Origin of the sequence: Gelidibacter salicanalis (genome assembly GCF_016469035.1) — a bacterium.
Lineage (GTDB): Bacteria > Bacteroidota > Bacteroidia > Flavobacteriales > Flavobacteriaceae > Gelidibacter > Gelidibacter salicanalis_A.
The window spans coordinates 35,558-52,759 of record NZ_JAEHJZ010000017.1 but is presented as its reverse complement, the minus strand read 5'-3'; the positions used below and the strand labels follow the sequence as shown (position 1 = coordinate 52,759).

Sequence of the window (17,202 nt, the reverse complement as noted above, 5' to 3'; positions counted from 1 at the left end):
TTAAATTAAAATCTTTGGAATTGAAAACCAAAATCGAAAAAAAAATAGGACTTGTAATCACTGACGGTGTTGGGTTTAGGAATTTTATACTCAGTAATTGCTTACAGGAAATAGAGGGTAATTTTGGAGAAGTCATCATCTATTCTTGTATTCCGAAAGAAGTCTTCGAAGGTTTTTCATCAAAAACCAAAGTTATAGAATTGGATGTATTTCCAGATAGGTTTAGAACCTGGTTTTTCATGAAACTAAAAGAAGTAGCACATTTACGATTACATAAGGAAGATAATTTCGGGATATCCTATAATTATGATGCGAACAAATCCACGACCAATACTCCAAGGGGTTTTGCAGTTAGATTGATATATGCAATTACTGAGATTTTACATTCGGAAAAATGGATTCAAATATTTAATTATTGGCAACAGCTGAGCTTTAAAAATCATAAAGCGACAAAATCTTATTTAGAAATCTTCGCAAGAGACCAAATAGACTTTATGTTCTTTACGCATCAAAGACCGCAATACATTGCACCTCTAATATATGCCGCAGAAAAATTAAATATTCCGACCGGAACATTCATTTTCAGCTGGGATAATTTAGCTTCAAAAGGAAGGATGGCGGGGAATTTTAAACATTATTTTGTATGGAGTCAATTAATGAAGATGGAGCTCTTGGAGTTTTATAATACAATTTTGCCAAATCGAATCCATGTGGTTGGTACGCCCCAATTTGAACCTTATGTTTTGGACCGCTATAAAATCTCTAAACAGGACTTTTCTCATAAATTTCATTTAAACAAGCAACTGAAAACAATCTGCTTTAGTTGTGGTGATGTTTCAACTAGTAAAAACGATCCTCTGTATATTGAGACTATTGCAATGGCTATTCAATCTCAAAAAATAAATCAGAAAGCAAACTTTTTAGTCCGTACATCCCCTGCCGAAACAGCAGAAAGAGTTCAATATTTAAGAGACGAATTTCCTTTTATAGTATGGAATTATCCTGACTGGCCATTAAGTAGAGAAGGCCATCAAGAAATATGGTCACAACGTGTACCCACCGTTGGAGACATGATAGATTTAAGAGGTATATTGGAGCATTGTGATGTATTTATTAATATGTGCTCTACCATGAGTTTGGATGCTATGTGTTTTAATAAGGCAGTTATTAATCCTGTTTTTGGAAATATACAGAATGGGTTGTATAATGATCAACGTTTTTTGAAATTTGCTCATTATAAGCGTGTCGTGGAGAGTGGGGCAGTAGCCATCGTGAAAAACGAAAAAGACTTGATAGATGAGATTAATAAGGCTTTGTCAGAGCCAACAATTCGGATAGAAGCTCAGCAAGAATTATTGCAACTTCAAGTAAGCTGCCAATTAATGGGAACTTCAGAACGTATTGCCAAAACAATTAAAGCATGTCTCTAATAACTTTAAAATCTATTGCTATAATATGTAACTACGAAATAAAAGAAAATCGTATAGGAGGTATGGATCGATTTTTTATAGCTTTTGATGAGAAGGTAAAAAAAGAAGGTTATACCGTGCAATGGTTTTTTAAAGGAAACACTAAAATTCGTTTTTATGACAACTTGAATATTAATTTGGCGGGAAATACCACTGTAGAGGCATTATTTTTAGAGTACATAAGTGAGGCCTCTTTCAAATACAGTCATGTGATCACACACTTTACGGAATTGTGTTCAGCCTTTTATAAAAAGGTGAAGTTGATTACGGAGGCTAAATGTATAGCCATAGATCATAATCCGCGACCTTTAGAAGGATTTTCAATGAAAAAACGTTTAAAATTGAGGTTTAAAGGATTGCTTTATAGTCGTTTTATTGATGTTTTTGTTGGAGTTTCTAAATATACCAAACGACATATCTTAATGGATTATGGTAATTTTATTACCTCAAAGGTAATAGTCGTATATAATGGAATTGACACTACTGTGTTCAAAAAACGAAATCATTTGAATACGAATAGATTTATTGTGGCATGTCATTTACGATCATCAAAAGGAATACAGGATTTATTGCGGGCATTATCTTTAATTCCAAATGAAATTAAATCTAGTATTATTGTCGATATTTATGGAGAGGGACCAATGGAGAAAGAATTAAAGATGCTTTCAAGTTCTTTAAATCTTGATGAAATAGTAGCCTTTAAAGGTAGTACATCTGAACTTCATAATATTTTCTGTAACTATAATTATATGATACAACCAACCTATATGGAGTGTTTTAGTTTATCCATTTTAGAGAGTCTTTCAGCAAATGTTCCAGTAATTACAACACAGGTGGGTGGAAATATGGAGGTTATCAAAGATGGTATTAATGGTTATATTTTTCAGGCGGGAGATATTAATGAATTGAAAGTAATCCTAACTGATCTTTTAAATGATAAAAAATCAATTGTAAAACCTGTTCATCAAAATATACAAGAAAATTTTTCTATTGAAAGAATGGTTGGAGAACATTTTAAATTGTTAAATTAAATGTCATACGAAAAGTTGAAACCATTGATGTCTAAAGTAGGTTGTAACCTATCTCCAAAAGAATTTCAATCAGTTGTGAATGTTGTTTTTCATAATTATGAATCTATACACTATGATACCCTTCATACTGATATGCGAGATAATTTGCAACAACAAATAGATTTATTGGTTGAAGATTTGGAGACCAATGAAAATATTAAATTCCATAATTTAAAACTGTTGGATGTTGGGTGCGGCACAGGATTAAGCACACAACTTTTATTGAGGTCAAAACTAGGTGAGCTCATTGATGAGATCACTTTGTTGGATACCTCAAAACAAATGTTAGTACAGGCAGAAAAAAAGGCATTAACATGGGGCAAAAATCACGAATTATTGGAAGGGGATTTGTCAGTGATTGCAGATGTAAAATATGATGTTATTTTAATATGTTCCGTCCTTCACCATATCCCAGATTTAGAAGCTTTTTTAAGTACAGTGAATAAATTCTTAAATCCAAATGGAATATTAATTCATTTACAGGATCCAAATAATGATTATATGCAAAACTCTATTTATTTGAATAGATTAAATGATCTTCAAAATCATTTTAATCGAGTAAAAACAAAGCAGTCTAAATTTAAAATCATCACCAAACATTTAAAAAGAAAATTAAAGCTTTGGCTGGGAAGAAAAGATTACATTGACTTGGTTAACGATGAGTTATTAAGAAAAAAAATTATAAAGAAGAGGATGAGCGCAGATGAAATTTGGAGTGTAACGGATATCCATATTGAAAGTGATTTAAATAAAGAAACGAACGGAATTTCCTTTGAATTTCTCTCAAATCATCTCAAGAATTTTAATTTAGTGAGTCGAAGAACGTATGGTTTTTTTGGAGTGTTAAAAAGTGAATTACCAGAGGATTTTCAACTTTTAGAAGATAATTATATTAGCGAATCCCAGCTGAATGGTCGCAATTTGGCGTGTGTTTGGGTTAAGAATTAAAAAATGCATATAGCCTTTTTAACATCAGAATATCCTTTCAAGGGCTTGACAAGAAGTGGTGGCTTGGGGACTAGCATTAAAAACCTAGCTAAAGGTTTGATTGCACAGGGTCTAAAAGTGACTGTATTTGTTGTAGGGCAACAAAATGATATAGTGTCAAAAGAAGAAGATATACAGCTTATTTGTATAGCGAAAAAGAAACATCGTGCATTTAACTGGTACTTGGAGCGTAAACGCTACCAAAAGATTATCCAAAATCATGTTGATAAACAAGGCATTCAACTCATAGAAGCACCTGATTGGACAGGGATTTCAGCTTATATGACATTTAGCATACCGCTTATTATCCGTCTTCATGGCAGTGATGGTTATTTTTGCCATTTGGATGGTCGGCCTCAAAAATGGAAGCATCGTCTTTTGGAGCGGACTGCACTCAAAAATGCGGATGCTGTTGTATCCGTAAGCACCTTCACAGCAGGGCTTACCAAAGAAATTTTTGGTTTAAAAACAGTGATTCGTACGATACACAATGGGATTGATACCGATATTTTTAAACCTTTTGATGTTGAGGTTAATCCAGGACAATTGTTGTATTTTGGAACCCTGATAAGAAAAAAAGGTGTTTTAGAGTTGGCGGAAATATTTAATAAAGTAGCTGAAAGCCAACCACAATGTCGTTTGTTGTTGATAGGAAAGGATGCACTTGATATTTTTGAAAAAACCTCAACCCTATCACTTTTTCAGAAGATATTGTCTCCCGAAGCAAAAAAAAGAGTTAGCTATTTGAATGAGGTGCCTTATGCGAACGTAAACGAATATATTGCACGTTCTCATATCGTTTTATTACCAAGTTTTGCGGAGGCCTTTCCAATGACCTGGTTAGAAACCTTGGCCATGGAAAAAGCCTTGGTCAGCTCAAACGTGGGATGGGCTAATGAGATGATGGTCGATGGTGTTACTGGATATGCTATAAATCCGAAAGACCACTTATTATATGCTGAAAAAATTATTGAGTTGTTGAATGATATACCTAAATGCAATAGATTTGGTAAAGCAGGACGGCAGCATGTGATTGAAAAATTTTCAGCAGAAGTGATCACGCAGCGCAATATCGATTTTTACAATATATGTATTAGACAATGAACGTAAAAAAATCAATAAAAAAGACGATTAGAAGCTTGCCAAAGAGTATGATTAAAGAACATCTAAAGTTAATTTGGTATAATATTTTAGCTGATAGACGAATAAAATACAAATTCTTTCAGAAGGAAGGATTAAACGTTATCTATGAAACCATCTATGAGGATTTAACTTTTTTCACTAATGAGCCCTTATATGCCATCACTCCAGATTTGGACCACTACCAGCATTTTTACAAGGTTAAGCAAGGAGATATTGTCATTGATGGCGACGCTAATGTTGGTATTTTAGGTATGTTATTCTCAAAGAAGGTTGGAGACAATGGATTCGTCTATTGTTTTGAACCCGATAGATACAATGTTGACGAATTAAACTCTAATTCTATCCTTAATACCCATCTTGATAATTACAGTGTGCATAAAGAACTACTGTGGCGTGAAGCGGCTTTGGTAGGTTTTCAGGAAGCAGGTCCTGTCGCCTCTTCTGTTGAAGGCTGTAGAGCTATTATTGAGAAGTATAGACCCAACTTTGCAATTGCCTCCCATCATTTTGTTGATGGCAAACCCACTTATTTAAAATTGGAAGAATTTTTTAGGCAACTAAATTATCCATATATCACTAAAAGGTTTGGCTGCTATGAAATTATCAATTTAGCGGGCCCTTCATTATAAAAAGAAAGGACTAATAATATGACATTTAAGGAGTATCAAAATAGTAATGGTGAGTTTGTCATTTATGTTGGCCAACCCGATTTAGAGTTGCTTGATAAACTTTCATTAGGTGATGGAGATATTTGGCACAGTTCTTTTGATCAAGGTTATAAAAATGCATTTCAGGACATTGTTTATCAAACCGTTGTGTTTTTTTGGTTTATAAATGATTTTGATGACTTAGATGAGTGCGTAAGTTGGCGTATTAATCCGAATCATTTTGCTATTCGTAAAACTGTATGGGAACAACTTGGAGGCTTTGATTCCGATTATCAAAATAAACAATTACAAGCATTGGATTTTGGATTTAATGCACTACGGAATTCTGGGGCTATTCCTTATTATGTAAAAGGCTTATTTACAACAATTGACATAGAATCGATTAACATATCCACCAAAGATCGTTACATTTTTTACAGGAAAAATTTCAAGATAGAGCATTCTATCTTTATGCTCTATAGAAAAGGATTTTGGAAATTAAGTGAATGGGGAGGGTTGCTCTATGCTAAAAAGAATTATAAAAAGCGAACTTCTCTGCCTTATGTTGAGTCACGTGAATTAAAAGATATATCAGGAAATCCAACAGTAAGTTACATCATTCCAACCATGATGCGCCAAAATTTTACGGTACAACTTCTTCAAGATTTATTGCATCAGGAGCACCAACCCTCACAAGTTATTGTAGTCGACGCAACTCCCTTTGCAGTAAGAGATGAATCTCTTTATAACCCCAATAATTTTCCATTTGAAGTTCAATTTGTGTGGCAAACCACCAAAGGTAGTTGTAGAGCACGTAACCAAGCTATTGACCTCTGTAAAGGTGATTATATTATTTTTGGAGATGATGATCTTAGGCTTCCTCCTAATTTTATAAAAAATCATATCCGTTTATTACAAACTTATGATGCTGATGCGTGTAATGGATTAGATGTTCGTGCGGATCATCAAGAGCAAACATTAGTTGATTTATATGATAAATTAAAAGCCTATAACAATTTACAAAAGAAAGTTGGTGCAGCTCTTACTTTTAACAATGCAAATACATGTGTAAAACGTACTTGTGTGAATCAGATAATTGGCAATGATGTTAATTATGATGGAGGCTATGGAGAAGATTCTGATTTCGGATTGTCACTATTAAAAATAGGCGTGACAATTTTACAAAATCCCTACTCTGCAAATTTACATTTAAAACCAGCTTTAGGAGGTTATCGTTTCTGGGGTTCGCAAGCTAAAATAATGGGAAAAAGAAGAAAAGCACAACCTTGGGAATTAGATGTTCCCGTAAAACATATTCGACCAGTTCCGAGCCCAACAATTATGTATCAAATACATAAGCACTATACATCACAGCAGCTTACAGAATATAAGTACAAGTATTTCGCTCAATTTTTATTTAAAGGCAACATTTGGGAAATTCCTTTTAAATTTTTAAAAATGCCATATCGATTATTACAGTTTCAAAAGTCAGTATTCTATGCAGAAAAATTAATGGCATTAGGTAAAAGAACATATTGATATGAGGTTTTCATTGATAATTTGTACTTATATGCGCCCAAAAGCTTTACTAAATCTTTTGAATTCGGTAAAAGTGCAAGTCCTCCATCCTGATGAGATTTTAATCATTGATGCCTCATTGGATAATGTGACTGAATGTCTTTTTGAAAGTTATAAGTTTCATAATTTAAGCTACTTTAAAGTTGACGAGCAACACAGAGGTTTGACTAAACAACGCAACTTCGGCATTTCAAAAGTTGACCAAGCATCAGATGTCATCTGTTTTTTAGATGATGATACCATTCTCGATCCTGAGTATTTTAAAAATTTATTAGATACCTATGTGCAATATCCACAAGCATTGGGTGTAGGCGGTTATATCACTAATGAAGTTGAATGGCAAAAAGCTGAGGCGTCTCCAGACTCCAACCATTTTTATTACGATGGATGGATACGTAAAGAACCGATAAGATTTAGGGTGAGATCCTATTTAGGGTTGGCTCCAGACACGCCGCCTTGTTATTTGCCTACGTTTTCTCATGGGCGTTCTGTAAGTTTTTTACCGCCATCAGGAAAGGTTTATCAGGTGGAGCAATTTATGGGTGGCGTTTCCTCTTATAGAACCTCCGTTTTTAAAACCATCCAATTTTCAAGCTATTTTGAAGGATATGGTTTATATGAAGATACTGATTTCTGTTTGAGATTGGCTAAATTGGGCCCTTTATACGTGAATACTGCGGCGAGATTGTCACATCATCATGAACCTCAAGGGCGTCCAAATAAATACCACTATGGAAAAATGGTGATTAGAAATGGATGGTATATTTGGAAAGTGAAGTATCCAAAACCTAATGCTAAAGCCAGGATTAAGTGGTATTTAACCGCGTTTTTGTTGATGAAGCTCACTTTTATAGGCGTCTTAACCAATAAAAAAAAGACTGCCGTTTTTACTGAAGGTCTCGGACGCTTAATAGGCTTGATTAGTCTAATCTTTAATAAGCCAAAACATCAATTATGAAACTCGCCATATTTACTCTAGTACAACACAGTTTTAAAGATGGCCGTTATTACGGGTACGCACCGTATGTCAATGAAATGAATCTTTGGGGGAATTATGTTGATGAAGTGGTGGTGGTTGGTATTCAAAAATCAACACATAAGGTTGAGGAATTAGATGCCGCTTATCACCATACGCATCTGAAATTTGTACCAGTCCCCAATTTTAATCTTTTAGGTATTTTAGATGTTTTTAAAACCCTTTTTAAAGTACCCTATGTTTTTTTTAAATGCGTGCAAGTGATGCGTCAGGCTGATCATATCCATTTAAGATGTCCTGCCAATGTGAGTTTGGTAGCTTGTTTTGCACAAATCTTTTTTCCTCATAAAAAAAAATCGACCAAATACGCGGGCAATTGGGATCCCAATAGTGATCAACCCTGGACCTACCGATTGCAACAAGCTATTTTGCGCAATACGTTTTTAACCCGGAATATGCAGGTGCTGGTGTACGGGGAATGGCCAAATGAAACCAAGAATATTCAGCCGTTCATCTCTGCCACCTATAAAAAAAGTGAAAAAGTAGCATTTCAACCTAAAACGTATACAAAGACCTTAAGTTTTGTGTTTGCAGGCGCACTAGTGGTAGGGAAACGCCCTTTATTGACCCTCCAAATTATTGAAAGCTTACATCAAAAAGGGTTCCCCGTAATTTTACACATGTACGGTGATGGTCCATTAATGCCTGAATTGCAGGCGTACGTTAAATCTAATCACTTAGAATCGATCGTGTTTTTATATGGTAATCAAGATAAAAGTGTGGTTAAAGCGGCTTTGATAAACGCGCATTTTAATATCTTGCCCTCTAAAAGTGAAGGCTGGCCAAAGGCTGTGGCTGAAGGCATGTTTTTTGGATGTATTCCAATTGCCACCAATGTCTCATGCCTCAATTGGATGTTAGGAGAAGGCTCTCGCGGCATTTTGATAGCACCAGAATTGGAGGTGGCAGTGTCTCAGATTGTTAGCGCTTTAAATACTGCCGATTTAGAGGCCATGGCTAATGCAGCCTTGGTATGGTCACAACGCTATACTTTTGATCGGTTGGAAGCTGATATTGAGCGGGTATTGTTGGGTACTTATAGGTATTAGGGTTGTGGGTTGTGGGTTGTGTGTTGTGGGTTATGGGTTGTGGGTTGTGGGTTGTGGGTTATGGGTTGTGAGTTGTGGGTTGTGTGTTGTGTGTTGTGGGTTAAGGGTTATGGGTTAGCTTAGCTACGATATCTTGTAATGTTGATGGAAACCTCGTTATGATGAGACTGTATCTTGCGAATTGGCTACGTTAATCTATTGATAGCAATGTTGTTAGGTTTTAAACGACAGTATATAAAAAGGAAGAAATAATGTATAATCACTACAAAGCATAGATGGATGCGGGTACTGCAACTGATAGATAGTTTGGAGGCTGGTGGGGCGGAGCGTATGGCGGTTAATTTGGCCAATACCCTTTCTGAAAGTATTGAGGGTTCCTACCTGTGTGCAACGCGCCAAGAAGGCTTGTTAAAAGCGGCTTTGCATCCTAAAGTTAACTATCTATTTTTAAATAAACGCGCCAAACTTGATCGTCGTGCCATTATGACCTTATACCGCTATCTTAAAACAGAGCAAATTACGATTGTGCACGCCCATTCTACCTCTTTTTTTATGGCAACGCTTATGACATGGATGCTTCCGAATTTAAACATTGTATGGCACGATCATTATGGAAACAGTAGTCATTTAGAGGCACGCCAGTATAAGGTGCTTAGATTTTGCTCAGGGTATTTCTCCTTGATTTTGAGTGTAAATCATGTTTTAGAGGCCTGGGCGAAAGCGCATTTAAATTGTGATAAGGTGGCGTATGTAGCCAATTTTGCCATTACGGAACCAACAAGGGCACCAGTGACCCTCCTAAAAGGCCTTCAAGGCAAGCGCATCCTGTGTTTGGCCAACTTAAGAGCCCAAAAAGACCATCTTACCTTGATGAATGCATTTAAATTAGTTCAAGCCCACTACCCCGAATGGACGCTGCACTGTGTTGGGCAGGATTTTAAGGATGCCTACTCCCAATCGGTTTTTAATTTAGTCGAAGAATTGCACTTAGAATCGCAGGTGTTTTTCTACGGTAGTTGTCCTGATTCTACTGCCATTATCGCGCAATCTGATCTTGGGGTCTTATCCTCGGCTTCAGAGGGCCTGCCCTTGGCGCTGTTAGAATACGGCCTGGGGCAATTGCCTATGGTAGCGACCGATGTAGGCGATTGTAGCAGCGTGCTCCCAACAACTTGTCAGGAGTATCTTGTTCCGCCCCAAAACCCCGAGTTATTGGCAGCACAAATACGTGCTTTAATCGGGGATCATTCACAGCGAAAAAGCGTTGGTCATCTTATCAACCATCATGTTTTATCAGGGTTCTCTGCAACCGCCGTTAAAGATAAATTGATCGCCTATTATTCTCAACTCTAAAAAAAACTGTATTTTGCAAGCTCTTGATCATATCGCTCTATGAGAGTCAAATCCACTTATCGTTATCGATTTACCAATGATGCTTATGTGGCCTTAGTGGTGCTTCATATCCTTATGGGGATTTTTATCAATATGATCCCGCAATTTTCAAAATTGTACTTCAGCGTAGTTTGTGCATTTTTTATCTTTAAAATTATTGTGACCCCAAAACATGAGAAGGTCATCTGGGTTTTGTTTGGCGCCTCTTACCTCGTGGCGGCGGAATCCTTGTTCCGAATGACCGGTGGCGGTTTGTTTTATGAATTTTCCAAATATTTTGTGATCCTATTAATGGGAATGGGCATGTTTTATGACGGCATTTCAGGTAAAGGCTATCCGTATTTTATATATTTGATATTACTGGTGCCTGCCGTTCTTGTGGCTTCAACCACCTTAGGTTATGATCTTAATTTTAGAACGAGTGTGGCGTTTGTATTGAGTGGTCCCGTCTGCCTTGGCATTTCAGCCTTGTACTGCTATGATAAAAAAATAAGTCGAGACGTGTTGCTCCAAATTGTGGCTTTTATGAGCTACCCTTTGATTACAATGACTACGCATTTATTCTTATTTAATCCCAGTGTCAAGGAGGTTCTGACCTCAACAGGATCAAATTTTGCCACTTCAGGAGGCTTTGGCCCCAATCAAGTGTCCACTTTGTTAGGTTTGGGGATGTTCGCTTTAACCGTACGATTTTTTATGAAATCGCCGAGTTTATTTCTTAAAATTTTCAACTTAGTGCTATTGGCAGCCATATCTTTTAGAGCATTGGTCACTTTAAGTAGGGGCGGCGTTTTTGGTGCGGTGATAATGATTGCCGTTTTTTTGGTCATTTTTTATGGCGGTGCTAAGTTCCGTCAGAAACAGAAAATTATGGTCTCCATCTTTTTGTTAGTGATTGTGAGCATGCTGATCTGGACGGTTAGTTTAACACAATCAAGTGGTTTGGTCGGAAATCGGTACGCTAATGAAGATGCCTTAGGACGAGAAAAGGGCGATATTTCAACTGGTAGAGTAGATTTATTCGTTAATGAATTTGAGGGTTTTCAAGAACACCCTTTCCTAGGCGTTGGAGCCAGCGGCATGAAGCAGGAGCGTCTTGAAGAAGATGGTAATATTGTAGCCTCTCATAATGAAGTGAGTCGTTTGCTTTCTGAACACGGCCTGTTGGGCGTTTTAATTTTAGTGATATTGATATTTAAACCTCTAGATTTTAGGAGTAGGCATCGCAACAATATATTTTTCTATTCTTTTTTGGCCTTCTGGTTCGCCACAATTAATCACTCAGCGATGCGCATAGCAGCACCCGCTTTTTTATATGCATTATCGCTTTTACACGTCAAAAATGAAAAACCTCCTCTACGTCGGAAACCATCTCCAAAGCTCCCAGCGTAACGCCAGTTACAGCGCTGTTTTAGGACCTTTGCTTGCGCAAAGCGGTTATAAAATCCGTTATACCTCCCGTATTGGCAATAAGGCCCTACGGCTTATGGATATGCTATGGACGACTTTGAGCACTTATAAAACGACCGATTTGGTGTTGATTGACACCTATAGTACCCAGAATTTTTATTATGCGGTAATGGTGGGTCAGTTGTGCCGGCTCCTGGATTTGCCCTATATTCCTATTCTTCATGGTGGCAATTTGCCCCATCGTTTAAAGAACAGTCCTAAATTGTCCCAACTACTTTTTGGAAATGCTTATCTCAATGTTTCTCCTTCGTTGTATTTAAAGGAAAATTTTTATCAGTATGGCTTCCAAAACGTGGTGTATATTCCAAACACCATAACCCTTGCAAAATATCCATTCCATAAAAAAATCTTTGATGTGCCCAGACTGTTGTGGGTACGTTCCCTTTCCGGGATTTATAATCCTGAGTTGGCGGTTAAGGTGCTATATGAACTTAAAAATCGTGGGTATCATGCCACGTTGTGCATGGTAGGCCCGGATACGGATGGGAGTTTAATTAAAGTAAAAAATTTGGCCGACTCCTTGGATTTGACGGTCAGGTTTACCGGAAAACTCTCAAAAGACGCGTGGATTGCGCTCTCCAAAGCGTATAATGTGTTTCTCAATACCACTAATTTTGACAATACGCCATTGAGCGTAATTGAAGCTATGGCCCTAGGTCTTGCTGTCGTGTCTACAAATGTTGGCGGGATGCCGTATTTGATAGAAGATGGGGTTGATGGGAGGTTGGTGCCTCCAAACGATCCAGTTGCGATGGCTGACGCTGTTTGTTCTCTCTTTGATGAATCGACACGACTTGAGGCTATGGACGTAAAAGCTAGACTTAAAGTAGAACGGTTTGATTGGGGAATGGTGGAGGAGAAATGGAGTGAGGTGTTGGATGGAGAGTAGAGAGTAGAGAGTAGAGAGTAGAGAGTAGAGAGAGAAAAAATATCGAATATCCAATAATGAATAATGAATAACGAATAATGAATAACGAATGTTGAATAATGAATATAGAACAGAGAACTTTAACTATCATCTTAAATTCTCCTCCTCGTGAAGGAGGAGTGGATTCTGCTTCCGGAGAGAAGCAGAAGACGAGGTGGTTTTGGTTTGATTATAAGTAGGATAGAATAACGAATGTTGAACAGCGAACAGAGAACAGAGAACAGAGAGTAGAGAAAAAATAGAATCACGAATATGGAATATCAAATCACGAATAATGAAAGTTAATAGTGAAGCACGGTGTCATGGACGATTATTTTGTTTGCTTTATTTTAATATTTAACTACCATTTTAAATTCTCCTCCTCGTGAAGGAGGAGTGGATTCTGCTTCAGAAAAGAAGCAGAAGACGAGGTGGTTTTGGTTTGATTATAAGTAGGATAGAATAACGAATGTTGAACAGAGAACAGAGAACAGAGAACAGAGAACAGAGAACAGAGAACAGAGAACAGAGAACAGAGAATAGAGAGTAGAGAAAAAATAGAATCACGAATATGGAATATCAAATCACGAATAATGAAAGTTAATAGTAAAGCACGGTGTCACGGACGATTATTTTGTTTGCTTTATTTTAATATTTAACTATCATCTTAAATTCTCCTCCTGGTGAAGGAGGAGTGGATTCTGCTTCAGGAAAGAAGCGGAAGACGAGGTGGTTTTGGTTTGATTATAAGGAGGATAGAATAACGAATGTTGAACAGAGAATAGAGAACAGAGAATAGAGAACAGAGAATAGAGAACAGAGAATAGAGAACAGAGAATAGAGAATAGAGAACAGAGAATAGAGAACAGAGAATAGAGAATAGAGAAGAATTCCGACTCATAAATCTCATAAAATCCGATATAGTGTTGCATAATTGAGAAGACTTATTATCTTCGCCTGAAGACCTTCCCATCCATGCCGCAAAAAGCCATCCATTTTCAAGTGTCAGAGCGCAAACTCTTACTGAGAGGAGTAGATGTATTTATGGTGGTTTTTGGTCTGTATTGGCTCGGCCTCTTTTTTGATACTGCATATCTCGAAATTTCCTGGGACAATAGGGTTGCTATTCTTATACTGCTGTTTTATTTGAGCGTGTTTGGAACCGTCTTTGAAATGTACGATTTGCAGAAATCGAGTCAGCTGGACGTAACCTTTAAAACTCTCGTTTTTACAGTATCTACAACCGTTTTGTTTTACTTTTTAACCCCGATACTTACACCGTTTTTACCAGAAAAACGACTTCAGATTGTCTATTTTTACCTGACTATTGTGGTCGCTATCTTTGTTTGGCGGGTGGCGTATGTTAATTTGATGGCCTCTCCCAGATTTTACAAAAAAGTGGTGTTGGTGGGCGAAGTAGCATTTTTGGAAGCCTTTGTTAATGCACTGATCTCATCCGATCCTAATTATAAGATTGTCGGTTTTATACGTTGTAATACGCTTGAATTAGGTTCTGATCAATCTCTAGGAATTAAAGAATACCCATCTGATGCCTTATTGCAGGTTGTTAAAGATGAACATATTTCAGAAATCGTGGTGGCCAGCTATAGTTCTGATATGATTAGCGCAGAAATTTACGCAGATTTGATGCTGCTTTTAGAACGCGGTTTTACCATTAGAGAATATACTCAAGTGTATGAAGAAATCACACATCGCGTGCCGGTGCAGTTTGTGGGCAAAGATTTTTACACCTACTTTCCCTTTAGTAGAAGTAATCAGAATACATTATACCTATTTTTTAACCGTGTTTTTGATGTTTTATTTTCACTCTTTGGTCTGCTTTGCGGTTTAGTCATTTTGCCATTTATCCTGATTGGTAATTTTTTTGGGAATAGTGGCCCACTTGTTTATAGACAAGACCGTGTTGGTAAAAATGGGCGCGTATTTAAAATCATTAAACTGAGAAGTATGATTATCAATGCGGAGACTGCTGGTGCCAGGTGGGCACAAGTGGATGATGTGAGGGTTACTCCTTTTGGGAGGTTTCTGCGCAGGAGTCGGATTGATGAGATTCCCCAATTTATAAATATTATTAAAGGCGAGATGAGTGTCATCGGGCCCCGCCCAGAACGCCCATTCTTTATTGAGGAACTCGCCAGTACGGTTCCGTTCTATCAAACCCGACATATTGTGAAACCAGGCTTGACGGGGTGGGCACAGGTAAAAACAAGATACGGGGCCTCCGTTGAAGAAAGCATCGTAAAACTCCAATATGATCTTTATTATATCAAACATCGCGGCTTCTTTCTAGACCTTAATATTATGGTAAAGACCTTGAGTACGGTGTTGTATTATAGAGGACAGTGAGGAGTTGGGAGTTACGATTGAAGATTGAAGATTGAAGATTGAAGATTGAAGATTGTTGATTTGCGATTTTTGATTTTTGAAGTTGAAAATGAAAAGGTAAATGAAATTGAAATTGAAGTTGAAATTGAAGTCGAACATAATATCTTATATTGATTATAAACAGGGATAAGTAATTATGATGGTTTGTGAATGTAATAAGATTTACTTATCTAAACTCCGAACACCGAACACAAAAATGAAATTGAAATTGAAGTTGAAACTGAAGTCGAAATTGAACATAATATCTTGTACTGATTATAAGCAGGGATAAGTAATTATGATAGTTTGTGGAAAGCAGTAGATTATAACCTATTTAAACACCGTGTACTTAAAACTCCAAACTCCAAACTCAGAACTCCGAACTCCGAACTCCGAACTCCAAATTAAAACTAACCTCAAACCCCACCGAACTAACTCATTCTTGGTTTTCTAAACATGGTAATGAGAAACACAAACATCGCAACAAAAATCGCAATCCGTGCAATATAATCGCCTGCTCGGGTGTAAAACGTCAGCTTTTCATTAGCAGTTACAGCACCGGATAAGGCGCCTTGGGTACCGTAGGGCAGTGATTTGGTGATCTCTCCTTTAGCATTGATAAGCGCTGAGATTCCTGTATTGGCACTTCTGACAATATCCCGACGGGTCTCTATGGCCCGTAGTCGCGCATAACTTAAATGTTGCTTATGACCTTGCGTCTCACCCCACCAGGCATCATTAGTGATGATCGTTAAAACTGTGGCTCCGTTTCGGACATAACCGGTTACAAATTCGCCATATACAGATTCATAACAAATTATTGGCGCCGCAGCTAATTTTGGATTGGTGGTGGTGAATACTTCACGCTCTTCCTGCGTGGTTTTCATGGCCAAGGTACCCCCTAAATCGATCATAAAATCGCCGATTATTGGTTTTATAATGTCTTTATAAGGCAAGGTCTCTACGCCAACCACCAATTTCGATTTATGATAGAGTTGTACACTGTCACTTGTATTGAGCAGCATTGCAGAATTATAATCGTCATACCAAAATCCGCTGCTGTGATAATTGGATTGTGCTTTGATTTGCGATTCATCTGTAATGAAATTAATAAAAGAAATGCCACTTAAGATATTGATGCTGGGATGCTCGGCAATGTACAGGTCGAGTTTTCTTTTAAAATAAGCCTCTTCCAATTGATTGATTTTTACATGGTCAGCAAAGACCGTTTCAGGAGCCACCACCAGATCTGTTTGTGGTGTGATCTTTTCTTCGGTTAATTTTAAAAGCAAGTCTGCAATGGCTTCATTGGGCACATTGTACTTTTCAGAATACGGATCGATATTGGGTTGTAAGGCAATGACGTTTATATCTTGCTCTCCAATCTTGTAGGTGTGGTAGATGGTTAAAGAGATGAGTATGGGTAACACGATCGTGCTTAAAATGATGATGCCATCTTTTTTTAGCGGCTTTACCGATTTTTCAGCGTGATATTTAAGAACACCTTTATAGATCAGAATATTCACGACCCACACCCATAAGGTACCCCCAAAGGTCCCTGTGTATTCATACCATTGGATCCAGGTAAAATATTCTGAAAATCCGTTACCTAAATTCAACCAGGGCCAAGAAAAATCCCATCCCAAATGCAGCTTTTCAAAAGCCATCCATAAACACATTAAAAATAGCAAACTGATGTTTGTGGTGGCCCGTTTGGCGATGCTGTGGTACAAGACCATCATGAGCGCCATCAACATAGAGTTGACTAAGATGGCGAAACTGGCGCCAAAAACGTCCGCGTATTGTAGCCAATTGGTAGTGATGTAATTCCAGATGATCAATCCTACATAACTGTATCCAAACACCGTCAGTTTTTTCCAGCGAATCTGAGATCCTCGCACCTGATGTTCCATCAATAAAAGTGGAACAAATCCTATAAATAATAAGAGGGGAAAGCCGTAAGTGGGCCAGCCAAATGCTAAAAGTAATCCTGAAAGTATAACTAAAAGAAAGTTTTTCATTGCGTAAATTTACAAACTAATTGGTTAGAATGAAATAGGGAGGAATGG

At 37.4% G+C, this 17,202-nt stretch carries 13 protein-coding genes; 12 read left to right on the top strand and 1 reads right to left on the bottom strand.

Features of this window, described 5'->3' with window-relative positions:
* Nucleotides 1–20 precede the first annotated feature (20 nt).
* From JEM65_RS07925 to JEM65_RS07870, 12 genes are all read left to right on the top strand, one after another.
* Nucleotides 21–1,430, top strand: coding sequence for a hypothetical protein (locus JEM65_RS07925; RefSeq protein ID WP_233530573.1), 1,410 nt, complete (start codon nucleotides 21–23; stop codon nucleotides 1,428–1,430).
* A complete protein-coding gene (locus JEM65_RS07920) occupies nucleotides 1,421–2,500 on the top strand; it encodes a glycosyltransferase family 4 protein (RefSeq protein ID WP_199598407.1) in 1,080 nt (359 codons plus the stop codon). The genes JEM65_RS07925 and JEM65_RS07920 overlap by 10 nt, the downstream gene beginning before the upstream one ends.
* Nucleotides 2,501–3,487 (top strand): class I SAM-dependent methyltransferase, encoded by a 987-nt coding sequence (locus JEM65_RS07915; protein WP_199598406.1) that lies wholly within the window; start codon nucleotides 2,501–2,503, stop codon nucleotides 3,485–3,487.
* 3 nt (nucleotides 3,488–3,490) lie between these two features.
* The gene (locus tag JEM65_RS07910; protein WP_199598405.1) at nucleotides 3,491–4,630 is read left to right on the top strand and encodes a glycosyltransferase family 4 protein; all 1,140 of its coding nucleotides are present in this window, start codon (nucleotides 3,491–3,493) and stop codon (nucleotides 4,628–4,630) included.
* Nucleotides 4,627–5,298: an FkbM family methyltransferase gene (locus JEM65_RS07905; RefSeq protein ID WP_199598404.1), complete on the top strand. Its 672-nt coding sequence runs from the start codon at nucleotides 4,627–4,629 to the stop codon at nucleotides 5,296–5,298. The genes JEM65_RS07910 and JEM65_RS07905 overlap by 4 nt, the downstream gene beginning before the upstream one ends.
* A gap of 18 nt (nucleotides 5,299–5,316) precedes the next feature.
* The gene (locus JEM65_RS07900) at nucleotides 5,317–6,855 is read left to right on the top strand and encodes a glycosyltransferase family 2 protein (protein WP_199598403.1); all 1,539 of its coding nucleotides are present in this window, start codon (nucleotides 5,317–5,319) and stop codon (nucleotides 6,853–6,855) included.
* 31 nt (nucleotides 6,856–6,886) lie between these two features.
* On the top strand, nucleotides 6,887–7,852 hold the full coding sequence (locus JEM65_RS07895) for a glycosyltransferase family 2 protein (RefSeq protein WP_233530572.1): 966 nt from the start codon (nucleotides 6,887–6,889) through the stop codon (nucleotides 7,850–7,852).
* Nucleotides 7,849–8,979, top strand: coding sequence for a glycosyltransferase family 4 protein (locus tag JEM65_RS07890; protein WP_199598401.1), 1,131 nt, complete (start codon nucleotides 7,849–7,851; stop codon nucleotides 8,977–8,979). Before JEM65_RS07895 ends, JEM65_RS07890 begins: the two co-directional genes overlap by 4 nt.
* Nucleotides 8,980–9,258: 279 nt before the next feature.
* A complete protein-coding gene (locus tag JEM65_RS07885; RefSeq protein ID WP_199598400.1) occupies nucleotides 9,259–10,332 on the top strand; it encodes a glycosyltransferase in 1,074 nt (357 codons plus the stop codon).
* A 39-nt stretch (nucleotides 10,333–10,371) separates the two neighbouring features.
* Nucleotides 10,372–11,763, top strand: a complete 1,392-nt coding sequence (locus JEM65_RS07880) for an O-antigen ligase family protein (RefSeq protein WP_199598399.1) — start codon at nucleotides 10,372–10,374, stop codon at nucleotides 11,761–11,763.
* On the top strand, nucleotides 11,714–12,730 hold the full coding sequence (locus JEM65_RS07875; RefSeq protein ID WP_199598398.1) for a glycosyltransferase family 4 protein: 1,017 nt from the start codon (nucleotides 11,714–11,716) through the stop codon (nucleotides 12,728–12,730). Before JEM65_RS07880 ends, JEM65_RS07875 begins: the two co-directional genes overlap by 50 nt.
* Before the next feature lie 993 nt (nucleotides 12,731–13,723).
* The gene (locus tag JEM65_RS07870; protein ID WP_199598397.1) at nucleotides 13,724–15,115 is read left to right on the top strand and encodes an exopolysaccharide biosynthesis polyprenyl glycosylphosphotransferase; all 1,392 of its coding nucleotides are present in this window, start codon (nucleotides 13,724–13,726) and stop codon (nucleotides 15,113–15,115) included.
* 449 nt (nucleotides 15,116–15,564) lie between these two features.
* Here the strand turns inward: JEM65_RS07870 and lnt are convergent, their stop codons facing one another.
* Nucleotides 15,565–17,154 carry an apolipoprotein N-acyltransferase gene (gene lnt / locus JEM65_RS07865; RefSeq protein WP_199598396.1) on the bottom strand — a complete coding sequence of 530 codons (1,590 nt, stop codon included), beginning with the start codon at nucleotides 17,152–17,154 and terminating at the stop codon, nucleotides 15,565–15,567.
* Nucleotides 17,155–17,202: the final 48 nt, after the last annotated feature.

Excerpts from the sequence above, each read along its gene's own strand:
- lnt (WP_199598396.1), bottom strand. The coding sequence starts at position 17,154 with ATGAAAAACTTTCTTTTAGTTATACTTTCAGGATTACTTTTAGCATTT.
- JEM65_RS07915 (WP_199598406.1), top strand. The coding sequence starts at position 2,501 with ATGTCATACGAAAAGTTGAAACCATTGATGTCTAAAGTAGGTTGTAAC.
- JEM65_RS07875 (WP_199598398.1), top strand. The coding sequence starts at position 11,714 with ATGAAAAACCTCCTCTACGTCGGAAACCATCTCCAAAGCTCCCAGCGT.
- JEM65_RS07905 (WP_199598404.1), top strand. The coding sequence starts at position 4,627 with ATGAACGTAAAAAAATCAATAAAAAAGACGATTAGAAGCTTGCCAAAG.
- JEM65_RS07870 (WP_199598397.1), top strand. The coding sequence starts at position 13,724 with ATGCCGCAAAAAGCCATCCATTTTCAAGTGTCAGAGCGCAAACTCTTA.
- JEM65_RS07920 (WP_199598407.1), top strand. The coding sequence starts at position 1,421 with ATGTCTCTAATAACTTTAAAATCTATTGCTATAATATGTAACTACGAA.
- JEM65_RS07890 (WP_199598401.1), top strand. The coding sequence starts at position 7,849 with ATGAAACTCGCCATATTTACTCTAGTACAACACAGTTTTAAAGATGGC.
- JEM65_RS07895 (WP_233530572.1), top strand. The coding sequence starts at position 6,887 with ATGCGCCCAAAAGCTTTACTAAATCTTTTGAATTCGGTAAAAGTGCAA.
- JEM65_RS07900 (WP_199598403.1), top strand. The coding sequence starts at position 5,317 with ATGACATTTAAGGAGTATCAAAATAGTAATGGTGAGTTTGTCATTTAT.
- JEM65_RS07885 (WP_199598400.1), top strand. The coding sequence starts at position 9,259 with ATGCGGGTACTGCAACTGATAGATAGTTTGGAGGCTGGTGGGGCGGAG.
- JEM65_RS07880 (WP_199598399.1), top strand. The coding sequence starts at position 10,372 with ATGAGAGTCAAATCCACTTATCGTTATCGATTTACCAATGATGCTTAT.
- JEM65_RS07910 (WP_199598405.1), top strand. The coding sequence starts at position 3,491 with ATGCATATAGCCTTTTTAACATCAGAATATCCTTTCAAGGGCTTGACA.